At 72.3% G+C, this 13,151-nt stretch carries 8 protein-coding genes and 1 pseudogene; 5 read left to right on the plus strand and 4 right to left on the minus strand.

Annotation, left to right across the window (positions count from 1 at the left end; genetic code table 11):
• Position 1: 1 nt before the first annotated feature.
• Positions 2 to 4,429 (plus strand): peptidoglycan-binding protein, encoded by a 4,428-nt coding sequence (locus ACFV5H_RS19075; protein ID WP_385196037.1) that lies wholly within the window; start codon positions 2 to 4, stop codon positions 4,427 to 4,429.
• A gap of 233 nt (positions 4,430 to 4,662) precedes the next feature.
• Here the strand turns inward: ACFV5H_RS19075 and ACFV5H_RS19080 are convergent, their stop codons facing one another.
• Positions 4,663 to 5,511 (minus strand): helix-turn-helix transcriptional regulator, encoded by an 849-nt coding sequence (locus ACFV5H_RS19080; protein ID WP_385196040.1) that lies wholly within the window; start codon positions 5,509 to 5,511, stop codon positions 4,663 to 4,665.
• 101 nt (positions 5,512 to 5,612) lie between these two features.
• Between ACFV5H_RS19080 and ACFV5H_RS19085 the strand changes: the two genes are divergently transcribed.
• Positions 5,613 to 6,377: an SDR family oxidoreductase gene (locus tag ACFV5H_RS19085; RefSeq protein ID WP_385196042.1), complete on the plus strand. Its 765-nt coding sequence runs from the start codon at positions 5,613 to 5,615 to the stop codon at positions 6,375 to 6,377.
• Positions 6,378 to 6,580: 203 nt separating this feature from the next.
• Here the strand turns inward: ACFV5H_RS19085 and ACFV5H_RS19090 are convergent, their stop codons facing one another.
• Both ACFV5H_RS19090 and ACFV5H_RS19095 read right to left on the minus strand, forming a co-directional pair.
• A complete protein-coding gene (locus ACFV5H_RS19090; protein ID WP_385196045.1) occupies positions 6,581 to 8,473 on the minus strand; it encodes an SMI1/KNR4 family protein in 1,893 nt (630 codons plus the stop codon).
• A gap of 54 nt (positions 8,474 to 8,527) precedes the next feature.
• Positions 8,528 to 8,857 (minus strand): annotated as a pseudogene (locus tag ACFV5H_RS19095) (aldo/keto reductase); the annotation flags it as partial.
• Between the two features lie 547 nt (positions 8,858 to 9,404).
• On the opposite strand from ACFV5H_RS19095, the gene ACFV5H_RS19100 reads away from it, so the two are divergent.
• From ACFV5H_RS19100 to ACFV5H_RS19110, 3 genes are all read left to right on the plus strand, one after another.
• Complete coding sequence (locus ACFV5H_RS19100; RefSeq protein WP_385196047.1) at positions 9,405 to 9,647, plus strand: hypothetical protein; 243 nt, start codon at positions 9,405 to 9,407, stop codon at positions 9,645 to 9,647.
• Between the two features lie 314 nt (positions 9,648 to 9,961).
• The gene (locus ACFV5H_RS19105; RefSeq protein ID WP_167353471.1) at positions 9,962 to 10,129 is read left to right on the plus strand and encodes a hypothetical protein; all 168 of its coding nucleotides are present in this window, start codon (positions 9,962 to 9,964) and stop codon (positions 10,127 to 10,129) included.
• 254 nt (positions 10,130 to 10,383) lie between these two features.
• Positions 10,384 to 11,868: a M6 family metalloprotease domain-containing protein gene (locus tag ACFV5H_RS19110; RefSeq protein WP_385196050.1), complete on the plus strand. Its 1,485-nt coding sequence runs from the start codon at positions 10,384 to 10,386 to the stop codon at positions 11,866 to 11,868.
• Between the two features lie 198 nt (positions 11,869 to 12,066).
• Here the strand turns inward: ACFV5H_RS19110 and ACFV5H_RS19115 are convergent, their stop codons facing one another.
• A complete protein-coding gene (locus tag ACFV5H_RS19115) occupies positions 12,067 to 12,942 on the minus strand; it encodes a PhzF family phenazine biosynthesis isomerase (RefSeq protein WP_385196052.1) in 876 nt (291 codons plus the stop codon).
• Positions 12,943 to 13,151 lie beyond the last annotated feature (209 nt).

Raw genomic sequence — 13,151 nt, forward strand, 5'->3', positions numbered from 1 at the left:
CATGAAGTTCGAACAGCAAGTCCTGTGGACCGTGCTCCCGGCGGGAATCCCGGCGGACGGCACCCAGCTCAAGGTATCGGTCTTCGTCACCCCACGACTGGGGGTCCCCGACCGGGATCCCGCCGAACCGCCGGAACGCGGCACGCTGCGGGCCTTCCCCGACTTCCGCGCCTGGCCCGACAAACTGCGGGAAGCGACCTTCGAGTTCGGGCCCGGAGACGGCGCTTCCCCCTCCTTCGGTGGCCAGGTCCGACCGTCCGGCCCGGCCCCCGACGCCGCGCTCTGGACGAAACTCTTCGGCGGCGAGGACATCCCGCTGGAGCCCTACGTGTTCCAGGACATGGCCCCACGGACCCACGAGGCCCGCACCTACTCGGCCCGGAGCGTCAGCGAAGCGACCCGGACGGCCTACGGGCGGGCGGCACGGGAGTCTCCCGAGCAGCCCCCCGAAATGCGTTCCATGATGCGGGAGATGATGAACACCGAGCACCCGGGGCTCTCCTCCCAAGCCACCACCATGCGCGAAGGGCTGAACCAAGTACAGGAATTCCACGAGCCGTTGGGCCGGAACACCCCGACGCTCGCGGACGGAGAGACACCGCCGCCTCCGCCGCCGAAGAAGCCCGACCCGGACTTCCACCAGATGATCACCTCGCTCGGTGACCACCCGGCCCTGCTCCGACGGCTCGGGCTGATCCTGGACTTCCTCCTCCCGGACGGGACCGTCCCCGTCTCCTCGGGCGAGCACACACTGAGCGTCGTCCCGCACTGGACGTCCGAACTCGGTCCGCGGTCGAGGGACCTGGCCCCGCGCACGCGTTACGTCTGCCTTCCCGACCGGAAACTGTTCGTCCCCGCGTCCCGGAAGACCGAAACCGGTCCGCTCGGCTCTCCGGCGCTCGGTCTGCTGGCGCTGCCCGAGGACGACTTCTCCCTCGAACAGGCCGACATCGACGGTGCCGCGCTGAAACTGGCGGAACTCGCCCGCGGCCCGGCCGGGGCCGGCGCCCCCGCACCGGACCCGACCGCGCCGGCCCCGGAGACCAAGGGACTGGCTCCGGTCCGCACCCAGGGGCTCTCCCTGGTCAGGGACAAACGCCTGAAGCTCCTCGAGGACGACTTCAAGAAGGCGGCCCAGGACAACGACGCGGCCGCCGCCGCACTGGCGAAGAGGCAGGCGGGGGACGTACCGCATCCGGAGCGGCCGGACTCGGCGGACATGCCGGACCTCGGCGCCGAGGACCTGGTCCGCGGTCACCGGATGGACGTGTGGGACGACACCCGGGGCCGCTGGTACTCGTTGCACGCGCGCACAGTCGCATACCGTTCCCCCGGTGCCGGCGAACCGCTGCTCACGGCGTCCGACGAAGGCTTCTTCCAGATCAACCTGGTGTCCCCGCCGGACGATGCCGACAGCGACCGGCTGTACGTGCCCGAACGGATCACGACCTGGGAGAACTGGTCCCTCTCCGCGCCCCGGCCCGGCCGGGTCCTGGGCATCGGACAAGGGGCGCCCGACGAGGTCGTCGAGCCCGCCAACGAGAGGCAGACCCGGCTGCCGCTGGAGATCGACGTCAAGGTGCTGAAGGGCACGCTGCCCTGCCTCAGGTACGGCCGTGGATACCGGATCCGGCTGCGCACCGTCGACCTGGCGGGCAACGGCCTCACCCTGCGGGAAGCCGATGCCCTGATGGACCGGGACCACGACGGCGACTGGGCCCTGCCCGGGGACGGGCCCCTGCAGTTCCGGAGGTTCGAGTCCGTGCCGGCCCCCGCCGTCGTACCCAGGCTGCCGCTCGACGAGGGCGCCTCGGTGTCCCGGCTGGTCATCCGCAGCACCCCCGGCAGCGCACCCGGCCCGGCCGGCGGTGCGGCCCCCGGCACCGGGACACGGACCGTCGTACTGGCCGACGTACAGCCGGGCATGACCAACGACGACGTACGCCTCGTCCAGCAGGCCCTGATCGCCCGCGGCCACCCCATCCCCGCCGGCGCGACCGGCCACTTCGGATCCCAGACCGGCGAGGCCTACGCCGCCGAACAGCGCGAACAGGGCTTCCGCGGCGGGGACGCCGACGGCGTCCCCGGCTGCCGGTCCCTCACGGAGCTCGGCCGCAACAGCGGCTTCGCCGTCGACTGCGACGCCGCCGCCGGCACCCCCGGCACGGCGGCCGGCGAGACTCCCCGGGGTGAGGAACCGGCCCGGACCGCCGAACAGTACGCCGCCGACCTCAACGGCTCGCCGCTGGTCACCACAGGGGAACACACCCCCTTCCACGGGGTCGACGAACGGCACCTCGTGGCTCCGAAGGCGTCACTGCAGTGCGTCGAACGGCACGGACTGCTCGACGGGGCCATCGGTTCGCAGGACCGCGCGGCCAGGGAGGCGGGCTACGCGCTGGCGTCCCGGGAGAACGGGTCGCTCAACGATCCGAACCAGCCGGACGTCGAAGTGGTACCGGTCGACTCGCCCGCCGCCGACCCGGAGCACCCCGCGGCGACCGCCCGGCACACCGGGGAACAGGTCGAACTGCCCTATCTGTGCGAGCCGCTGGCCGCCGGCGTCCTGCTGTTCGATCTGCCGGGCATGCCGCAGGGGAAGCCGTTCGAGGTCGCGTGGGGAGGCGACGTCTGGCACCGGCCCCTCTCGTTCCGGCTGCGGCTGGCGGAAGGCGATGCCCCGCCTCACTTCGACGAGTCGTCACGCGTGCTGACCGTCTCGCTCCCCAAGGCCCAGGTCGCCACCGTACAGGTGTGTTCCGCGGTCCGGTTCGACGAGTCGCTGATGGGCCTGGCCTCCTGGTGCCGCGAGCAGCCCGGCCCGCAGCCGGCCCCACAGGCCGCGCCCGAGGTCAGGGAGAGGGCGGCACGGCAGGAGGCGGAGGTGCGGGAAAGGGCGTCCACCGCGCTGGACATGGCGGCCGCCGGACGCCACTGGATGTTCACGCCACGTCAGGAACTCACCCTGGTGCACGCGGTACAGCGGCCACTGAGGCAACCCGTCCTGGACCTGCGGCCCACGGGACAACGCCCCGAGGACGCCACGGCCGAGCACCTCGCCGGAACGATCGGGCTGGACCAGGGCAGCACCGACCGGATCGACCTCGTCGCACAGTGGACGGATGTGGTCGACGAGGGCGACGAGGGCCGCGCCGAGCGTCCGATGACCACACCGGTCTTCGGTCTCCTCACCGCGAAGCTGGCCCCGGCCGCCGACGGTGCCGACGCCGCACCGGCCACCCTCCAGGACGGCACCCTGGCCTTCAGCACCCCGGCCGCGGAACGGTCGGCGAGCACGGAACCGAAGAAGCACGAGTTCGGCGACACCAAGCACCGCAAGGTGCTCTACCACCCGGTGGCCGGCACCAGGTTCGGCGAGTACTTCCCGTCCCGGCTCGCCGAACACGACGCGAGCGCCCGGACCGTCCGGGGCGCGGCCGTGGAACACTCGGTACCCAGCAGCGCCAGGCCCACCGCACCCAGGGTGCTGTACTGCGTACCCACGCTGTCCCTCGAGACCGTCGAAGGCCCGCCCGGCACCGTCGTCCGGCGCCGCCGTGGTGGCGGCATCCGGGTGTTCCTGCAGCGTCCCTGGTTCTCCTCCGGGGACGGCGAACTCCTCGGCGTGGTGCTCGGGCCGGCAGTGGGCGCCGGCACACCCGCCGCGGACGCCCCGGGCGTGACCCTGATGGGCCGCGACCCCGTCCACCGCTCCGCGGGAGTCGTCACCCCGACCGTGTCGACGTTCACCAACGCGGTGCGGCACGCCGAGGGACTCGCCCCCGTGAAGCCCACGGAGCCACCCACCGTCACCGTCGTGGGCTTCACCCCGCAGTTCGACGCCGAGGGGGACCGCTGGTTCTGCGACCTGGACCTGGACACCGGGGACACCTGTCTGCCGTTCATCCGCCTGGCCCTGGTCCGCTACCAGCCGAACTCGATTCCGGGGGCCGAGATCTCACCGGTCGTGGTCACCGATCTGGTACGGACCCTGCCCGACCGTGAACTACGGGTGAAACTCGACGACGTACCGACCGTCAGCGTCACCGGCCCGTCGTACGACCCGTCCGACTCCCCGCCGCCCCGGGTCACGGCGACCGTGCAACGGCGGAACGACGCCGTCACCGACGAGGACCTCGCCTGGGTGACGCTCCACGACACGACCGTGACGCTGACCTCGATCGACGCGGCTTCCACCAGGACCCCGTCCTACATCGGCCAGGTCCCGCTGCCCGAGGGCGAGCAGCGGGACCGGCTGCGTCTGCTGGTCATGGAGACCGACGGAATACCGCCCGACGCGGGGACCCCGCCCACCACGCCGGGGCCGGTGGTGTACTGCGACACCGTTCCCCTGGACGGAGACCCCCGGCACCATGACCACCACGACGGCCGTGACCATCACCGGGGCGGTCACGACCGTCGGCGCTGACCCGGCGAACAGCACGCCGGCACGGGTCCACCGGACGCCTTCACGTACGGTGCTCCGCCCGGGGGAATCCGGGCGACGCCCTCCCGGGCGTGGGCCCCGGTGCGCGGAGAGCGGGTGCCGTCGTGCCCGTCGTACGACCTGGTGGGGCCGCTGCTCGGCGCGGCCGCCGCCTTCCTGCTCGTGTGCTCGGTGGGCCGCGTCGGGACCGGTCGTCGGCCCCCTCGGCGCCGGCCCTACCGTTCGGCCTCGGAGAAGCGGTCCAGGCCGAGCACGGCGAGCAGTTGCAGCTTCTCGTGGCCCTCGGTGCGCGGCGGAGCCGTGAGCACGAGCAGTGTCTGGGACTGGTCCTCGGTGAACAGCGCCTGGCAGTCCAGCTCGATCGCGCCGAGTTCGGGGTGGACGAGCGTCTTGTGGTCCTCGAACCGCTGCGCCACCTCATGGCGGGCCCACAGTTCGGCGAACTCCTCGTTCGCCTTCTGGAGGGCGCGCACGAGTTCACCGGCCCGCGAGCGCGGGCCGCGCAGTCCATGGGCGGCGCGCAGGTTCGCGACCTGGGCGCGGCTCTGCCGGGCGTGGTCGGCCTCGGGATAGACCGACCGTTCCGCGGGATCGGTGAACCAGCGGTAGATCGCGCTGCGGGCGAGACCCGTGTGCTTCGTCGCGTCCCCGAACAGGGCGGCGGCCATCCTGTTCTGCACCAGCGTCTCGCCGAGGTCGGTCAGAACGAGCGCCGGGGTGTCGTCGAGCCGGTCCAGCACCCGCAGCAGCGCGGGAGCGACATGCGGCGAGGCCGACAGCGACACCGGTGCGTTGTGCCCGGCTATCCGGTACAGGTAGGTGCGCTCGTCGCCCGTCAGCCGCAGCGCCCGGGCGAGCGAGGCCAGCATGTGCTCGCTGGGCTGCGGCCCGCGCCGCTGCTCCAGCCGGGTGTAGTAGTCGGTCGACATCACGGCCAGTGACGCGACCTCCTCACGCCGCAGACCCCGGGTCCGCCGGCGTGCGCCTGTGGGAAGGCCGAGGTCCTCCGGCTGCAGCGCCTCGCGGCGGCGGCGCAGGAAGTCGGCCAGAGCTGCACGGTCCATGGAGGCGATTATCGTCCGGCACCGGTGCCCGAGCCAGGGATCGCCGATCCCCCGACAACCGGTCTCTGCCCCCGCGGCGGCGGACCGGCGACGATCGGGGCATGAACATCTCCGGAAACACCGTCTTCATCCCCGGCTCCACCAGCGGCATCGGTCTCGCTCTCGCCCTCGAACTGAAGGCCCGGGGGAACACCGTCATCGTCGGCGGCCGACGCACCGAGCTGCTGGAACGGATCGCGGCCGAGCACCCCGGCATCGACACCGTGCAGATCGACACCACGGACGCCGCGAGCATCACCTCCGCCGCGAAGCGGGTGCTGGACCGTCACCCGGACCTCAACGTCCTCGTCACCATGGCCGGCGTGATGCGCGTCGAGGACTGGCGCGATCCCGCGTCGTTCCTGGCCTCCGCGGAGTCCACGGTGACGACGAACGTGCTCGGTCCGATCCGTCTGATCGCCGCGTTCGTCGAGCATCTGCAGGCGCAGCCGGACGCCACGATCATGACCGTCTCCTCGGGCCTGGCCTTCACGCCGCTCAAGGTCACGCCGAGCTACAACGCGTCGAAGGCGGCGATCCACATGCTCAGCGAGTCCGTCCGGCTGCAGTTCGCCGGCACCTCGGTGAAGGTCGTGGAACTCGAACCGCCGTCCGTCCGCACCGCGCTGCTGCCCGGACACGAGGACAACGAACACGCCATGCCGCTCGACGAGTTCGTCGCAGAGGTGATCGGTCTGATCGAGACCCGGCCCGACGCGAAGGAGATCCAGGTCGAGCGCGTGAAGTTCCTGCGCTACGGCGAGGCCCGCGGCGACTACGACCAGGTCGTCGCGACACTCAACGGCACCGACCCGCACGGCAAGTAAGCCGGAACCGCTCGCCACCACGCACCCGCCCGGCCTGCCGGTGCCGTGCCGCGGGCTGCCGGGACGTGCCGCGTTCCCGGCCCGCCGGACCGGGCATGCGGTGCGGGGGCCCGAGGCCGGAGGCCAGGTGACGTGGATGCGGCCGCCGGCCCCCTCCGCGGAGCGGTGACGAGACAGTTCCGGAAGTCAGGGCGTGGGGCTCCTCAGTTCATGCGGATCACCGCGTACGTCTCGCCGTCCCTCGGTGGCCGTGTCCAGGAGCGGGTGGTGAACGTGTGCAGCCGCCCGTTCACGATCGCGTGGCGCGGCAGCCGCGCACCGAACTCCCCGGCCACCGCTTCCAGCAGCGGCCGTTCCGCCTCGGCGGCGTCCTCCGGGGCACCGAAGAACCGGCTCGGATCCAGTGCCCGCGGTATGTCCCCGCCGCGCCGGACCTCTCCGTCCGCGTAGGTGAACGCGTACTGCTCGACGCCGTCCCGCGCCACCGAAAGATGGAAGAACGGCTCCCCGTGCCATGCTCTGAGGCCGCTCCACACCACCACCGCGCGGGTGCCCGCGCCGGCGGCCGGGACGGGGGAGACGAACCGCCGCCGGTCGAACGGGGCGGGGTCGCCGTCGAAGGCGAAGCTCCAGCCGGCGCCGGCCCGGCCGACCGCCATGAGCGCCCTGTCGTCGTAGGACGAGAACTCCCTCCGGTTGTGCAGCAGCCTGCTGCGCGCATCCCAGAGGGTCATGGGTTCGTTCAGCACCGTGCCGTCCCCGTCCGCCAGCCGGGCCGGCAACTCTTCCGGTTCCACCCCTTCCACCAGGACGAACCGGTAGGACGTACGGTTGTTGCCGGAGTCGGGCTCCGCGAGCCAGGCCAGGCCGTCCGGGTCGAGCCCGGCCGTCGGCCCCGGTGCCCCGCCCGTCTGCCCGCCCCGCGGAGTGGACAGCAGCTCGCGGCCCCGCTCCGGGGTCAGCAGCGGTCCGAGCAGGGGGTCGGCCACCCACCCCAGCGGCGCCAGGAGGTCCGGTCCCAGCGGCTCCCACGAGGGCAGGGCGTCCATCAGGTTCCGCCACGCCCTGTCGGTGTCCCCCCACCGCGTCAGCTCCCGGGCCCGCTCCACCGCCTCCCCGAACGGCCCGGCCGCCGTGTACCGGTACGTGCCGCCGCGCACCCGCTCCAGCGTCGCGTAAGCCAGTGACACCAGGTCCTCGTCGGCGCCCCGAAGGTGGAACTTCAGCGTGGAGTCGTCCCGGTACGAGTGCGCCGCGTGCTCGGCGACCAGGAGCGGCAGCAGCTCGGGCGCGTACCGAGGGTCCGTCACCAGGCCGTCGAAGTACACCATGGAGGTCTGCCCGAGCAGGCGGCGTATCTGGTCGCCCAGCCCGGCGGCCCGCGGCCTGTTGTACCCCTTGGCCTCGTCCAGTGCCTTCCCGGCCCGCTCCCAGCCGCCGCGCAGCGCCTCCAGCCGGGCCTCCTCCACCGCGGCGTCCAGCTTCCGCGTCGTGTCGTTGACGAACTCCGGCTCCCCGTCGCGGGGCCGGGCCCGCAGGCTGTGGAACTCCCGGTGCATGTCCTGCATGAACGCGAGGAAGCTCGCGTGCCGTCCGGGCGACTCGGCCCGCCAGCTCGCCCACGTGTACACGGCCCACTCGCCGTCCTCGTCCACGTCCTCGGGATCCATCAGGACGTAGGTGATGTCGGACTCGACGTCGAGCTGCAGCCCGCGCCGCCAGATGTCCACCTCCCGCCGCTCCTCGGGCCCGGCGTCCTCGTCCAGGTACTCCTCGAACATGACCGCGAGTCCCGACTCGTCGTCGTGCCAGCGCGCGTCCGCGGTTCCCGCCAGCAGCGACACGAACCCGCCCGCGTGCCGCCACCCGTCGCTGACCTTGAGGAACTCCCGGTACGAGGGCGGCATCCGCCGGCCGAGGCGCTTCTCCAGGGCCGTGATCCGCTCCTCGGACGCGGGCGGGAACCCCAGCCACCGGGCCTGCCGGGCGGCTTCGTTCTCTGCGCCCCGCGTCTCGCCGTCCGGCAGGGAATCCGCCCACTCCCCGCTCCACTCGAGCAGGAACGGCCGCCAATCGAAGGGTGAGTTCTCCGTCATGCTCCGATGCTGTCACCCGCCACTGACAGTCCCGGGCGAGCGCCGGGAGTCCTCTCAGCCGAGGACGATGTCTCCCGAGCGGGAGGGCACGGCGTCCAGGGCGGAGAGCGTCGCCTCGTCGAGGGTGACCGCTCCCGCCGCCACGTTCGCCTCCAGGTGTCCGGGGCCGGCCGTGCCGGGGATCAGCAGGACGTCGGGGGAGTGGTGGAGCAGCCGGGCCAGACCCACCTGTGCGGGTGTGGCGCCCAGCTCACGCGCGGCGGAGCGCACGGCGGGCTCGCCGGTCACCTTCGGCACACCGTCGAAGGCGCCGCCGAGAGGGAAGCACGGCACCCGGGCGACGCCTTCCTCCCGGCACAGGCGGAGCATGTCCTCGTCGTCGACGATGACGTGGGCGAAGTCGACGGGGACGTGGCAGCCCTCGCAGTCCGAATGATGGACGAGATGGTCGAACGGTCCCGGAGGATCACCGGGAAGAGTCTCATGGACCCCGCGCGGCAGCGGGTCGTCGACCGCACGCGAGCCCTCGCCCAACGGCTCGGGCAGGCGCCCGCCCGCCGCGAGGTGGACGGCGGGACGACGAACGGTGTGCAGGCCCGAGCAGCCCCACGCCGCGAACTCCGCGCTCTCCGTTCCGGCCGGATCGGGCTCGGTCCACTGCCGCAGTCCCGCACCTTCCAGCAGCCCGCCGATCGCGGTGAAGTCGGCGCGGACCATTTCGGCGCAGTCGTCCTCGGCGCCGACGAGCACACCGACGACCATGTTCAAGCCCATGGCCTCGTCCCGACACCGGTACGACGGCGCGCCGTCCGCCCTCCGGCGACGGGTCGCGTCGGCAGCCGACCACGATCGCGTGCGGTGAAGCCGCGTGACGGGGGTACCGGCTGGGTGACGCGTGACGGTGTGGCTCGGGAGGGCGACGATGGAAGCGATGGGTCAGTTGCGACAGCTCAGAGCCGTGTATGCGGGCGGTGTGGTCGCCTGGACTCTCTGCCTGCTGCTGACCCTGTTCCAGGAACACGGGTCGGCACGGCAGGTCGTGGTGTTGCTGGGCCTGCTCGCCGTCTTCCTCGTCCTGCTGCTGTGGTCGACCTGGTGCCTCTGGGAAGCCGGGACGCGCCGTTCTCCGGACCGGCCGGGAGGCACGGCGAGCACGCGGCTCGAGCGGTCCTGACGGGATCAGCGGCAGGCCCGGTGCGCAGGAGACCGTGGCCCGGTCGAGCGGCACGGGCGGGGGACGTCCCGCGCCGGCGCGGGTGATGTGGCGGTGGCAGGGACGCGGCCGGGTCGCGCACCCCGCCGACCGGCTCGTCCCCGGTCCGGCCCGTGCCCCACGGGCAGGCCTCGTCGACCTCGACGGCCACCGAGTCGGGGCCGGCCCCGGACAAGGGCCGCCTGCCCGCCGGCCGCCAAGTCCGATTCTCCCAGCGTGTCTGTGAACGCGACGGCCGGGCATACGGGCTTCATCCCTATGAGAGGAGCTCGTTCATGCTCGGTATGGTCGCGGCGGTGCTTTTCTTCATCGCGTTTCTGATCAACGCGGCAGAGATCGGCACCAACGACGTTTTCTCTTCGGTGAACGTCATGCTGCTGGGGCTGACCGCTCTGGCCCTGCACGTGGCGGGAATCGGGACCGGCTGGTCCCGCCGACGCTGACCCGGTCCCGCGCGGGTCCGGCACCGGTGTCACCGGGCCCGCGCCGTGCCGCACCGGCCGGCGCCTTGACGGCGTGAGCGGGAAGCGGAGGGGTCCCCGTCGTGCACGGGTTGAAGCGTCAACAGCCAAGTCCGGGCTTCCGGCCTGCATTTGACGGGGTACGGAGTCGGAGGGACGCTGGATGTGTGTAGTACGAAGAAGGGCGCTCGGACACGCCCCGCGCAAGGAAGCCCTGCGTCCCGCACGGCCTTGCGATGACCTTCGTGATCGTCCTAGCCCAGGGAGTGGGCACGATGAAGAACTCCCGCACTCCTCCCAGGAGCCCGGCCGCAGCCTGCCCGGGGCCCTGTCCGGTGCCGCTGGCGCCCGACGCCCTGGCCCAGCTCTACGCCCGGTACCTCGACCTCACCACTTCGGGCCGGCTGCCGGACACCACCGCCTTCGAGGACTACTACCGCACCTGGCGCTCGGCCCGGCGCGGCGCCAGGCGCGTGGGACTCGACGACGGCGCCGCCCGGGTGGGCCCGAGCGTTGCCCGCCAGCTCATCACCCGGCCCGCCAGGCGTCTGAAGGGCGTGATCAACACACTCGTACTCCTGGTCGACTTCCCCGACCGGCCGCACGACCCGAACCGTCGCCCCGGCCACTTCCGGGAGTTGCTGTTCAGCACGGCGTCCCTGCCGACGGGCAGCATGCGCGACTACTACCGCACGGTGAGCGGATTCGATCCGTTCGGCGACACCGGCATCGACGTCCAGGGCGAGGTCCAGGGCTGGTTCCGGATGCCGCAGCCGCTGTCGTTCTACGCCGACGGCAACTCCGGCCTCACCGAGGACGGTTTCCCGCGCAACGCCCAGGGCCTGGCCCGGGACGCGGTACGGACCGCCCTGCAGGAGGGCGTCGACTTCACGCCCTTCGACGCGCTGGACGAACACGCGGTCACCGCCCTGTTCATCGTGCACGCGGGCCTCGGCGCCGAGCAGACACTCGACCGGAACGATCTGTGGAGCCTCAAGTGGGGCGTGCCGAACGGTGTGAAGGTCGCGCCCGGCCTGACGGTGGAGACCTTCCTCACCGTGCCCGAGGACTGCGCGATGGGCGTGTGCGCCCACGAGTGGGGCCACCTCGCGGCACGCTGGGCGGACTACTACGACACCGGCCAGCTGGAAGCGACCACGTCCAACGGGCTCGGCAACTACTGCCTGATGGCCTCGGGTTCCTGGGGCAACACCGGGCTCACACCGACGTTCCCCAACGGCATGCTGCGCATGTTCCACGGCTGGGCGGCTCCGCAGCGCGTCACGGCGAGCACCAAGGACCTGGTGCTGCGGCCCTCCGCGGAAAGCGGTGACCTCGTGTTCATCCAGAACGCGGACACGATGACGGAGAGGCAGTACATCCTCGTCGAGTACCGGCGCCGCCGCGGACAGGACGCGTTCCTGCCCGACTCGGGCATCGCGGTCCTCGTCGTCGACGAAGCCATCGAGGACGTCAACGAGGAGGACGCCCTCGCCGTCGAACTGCTGCAGGCCGACGGCAAACGGGACCTCGGAGCGATCTTCGGCCGGGGCAACCGGGGAGACTCCGACGACCTGTATCCGTCCCTGGGGAACAGGGCCCTCGGCGAGACGACGACCCCGCCGCTCAACCTGCCGGACGGACGGTGGTCCGGGGTCACCGTCGAGGTCGAGGGGAGCCCGGGCGACGAGACGATGGCGATCGACGTCCGGATGGACTGAGCGACGCCTCCCGGCGGGTCACCGGGCGACCGGTGTCTCCGCTGCCGGGACGGCGCTCCCGCGGACGACCGGCCGGTGCGGGACCGTCGGATCGGAGTCGGGCACCTCGCGCACAGGACAGGCGGAAGCGGATGTCTCCCCCCGCTTCCTGCGGCTGCCGCACCACCGCACACGACAACGGCGCGTGACAACGGCCCCTCAGCCGATGCGAGCCCCCGCGCCGCCGACCCGGACGCGCGGGTCACCCGCGCGCAGTGTCACCGTGAGCCGGCCCGGGCGGCCCAGGTCCTCGCCCTGGTGCAGGGTGAGAACGGCGTCCTCGGGGACAAGGCCGAGCTCACGGGCGTACGCCCCGAACGCGGCGGCGGCGGCGCCGGTCGCCGGGTCCTCGACGACGCCGCCGACGGGGAACGGGTCACGGACGTGGAAGACGGTGGCCGACTCCCGCCACACCAACTGGACGGTGGTCAGGTCCAGACGGTGCATGAGGGCCTCGAGGCGCGCGAAGTCGTACGAGAGGTCCGCGAGGCGGGCGCGCGTGGCCGCCGCGAGAACGAGATGACGGGCGCCGGCGAACGCGATACGGGGCGGGAAGGCCGGATCGAGTTCGGCGGCCGGCCAGCCCAGCGCGGCGAGCGCCTCCGCGAGGTCGGCGTCGGCGATCTCCTCGACGTGCGGCTCCACGCTGGTGAGCGTGGCCCTGACCGTCCCGTCCTCCTCGGTCACCTCCACCGGCACGGTGCCGGCCCGCGTCGCGAACACCAGCTTCCCCGGGCCTGTCCGCTCGGCGAGCGCGACGGCGGTCGCGACGGTGGCGTGCCCGCAGAACGACACCTCGGCCCTGGGGCTGAAGTAACGGATGCTGTACGTCCGTCCCCGCGGACCGTCGAGGTCCTTCGGGGGCGCGGTGAGGAACGCGGACTCGGAGTATCCGAGCTCGGCGGCGATGGCCAGCATGTCCCCGTCGTCCAGGGCGGTGGCGTCCAGAACGACACCGGCGGGGTTCCCGCCGTCGGGACTGCTGGAGAAGGCGGTGTATCGCAGTACTTCGGGCCGTGGCGCATTCGTCGTCATGCTCGCGGCAACGCGACGCGAACCCGCGGCTATTCCTGGACGCGGGGAGGGTACGGCCCACACATAATCGGTTGCCCGCCGGCGACGGCGGTGGATGCAATGTCCGGCATGACGACCCAGGCAGGTCCGCCACGGCGGGAAGAGACGAACGTGTACCACCGGGCCCTGCCACCGTGCGGTCCGCGTCGTCACACGGAAGACGCCGACGC

The sequence above is a fragment of the Streptomyces sp. NPDC059787 genome (assembly GCF_042732315.1).
GTDB classification, from domain to species: Bacteria; Actinomycetota; Actinomycetes; order Streptomycetales; family Streptomycetaceae; genus Streptomyces; species Streptomyces atrovirens.

Coding starts and splice junctions, on each gene's coding strand:
- ACFV5H_RS19075 (WP_385196037.1), top strand. CDS start 2: ATGAAGTTCGAACAGCAAGTCCTGTGGACCGTGCTCCCGGCGGGAATC.
- ACFV5H_RS19080 (WP_385196040.1), bottom strand. CDS start 5,511: ATGGACCGTGCAGCTCTGGCCGACTTCCTGCGCCGCCGCCGCGAGGCG.
- ACFV5H_RS19085 (WP_385196042.1), top strand. CDS start 5,613: ATGAACATCTCCGGAAACACCGTCTTCATCCCCGGCTCCACCAGCGGC.
- ACFV5H_RS19090 (WP_385196045.1), bottom strand. CDS start 8,473: ATGACGGAGAACTCACCCTTCGATTGGCGGCCGTTCCTGCTCGAGTGG.
- ACFV5H_RS19100 (WP_385196047.1), top strand. CDS start 9,405: ATGGGTCAGTTGCGACAGCTCAGAGCCGTGTATGCGGGCGGTGTGGTC.
- ACFV5H_RS19105 (WP_167353471.1), top strand. CDS start 9,962: ATGCTCGGTATGGTCGCGGCGGTGCTTTTCTTCATCGCGTTTCTGATC.
- ACFV5H_RS19110 (WP_385196050.1), top strand. CDS start 10,384: ATGACCTTCGTGATCGTCCTAGCCCAGGGAGTGGGCACGATGAAGAAC.
- ACFV5H_RS19115 (WP_385196052.1), bottom strand. CDS start 12,942: ATGACGACGAATGCGCCACGGCCCGAAGTACTGCGATACACCGCCTTC.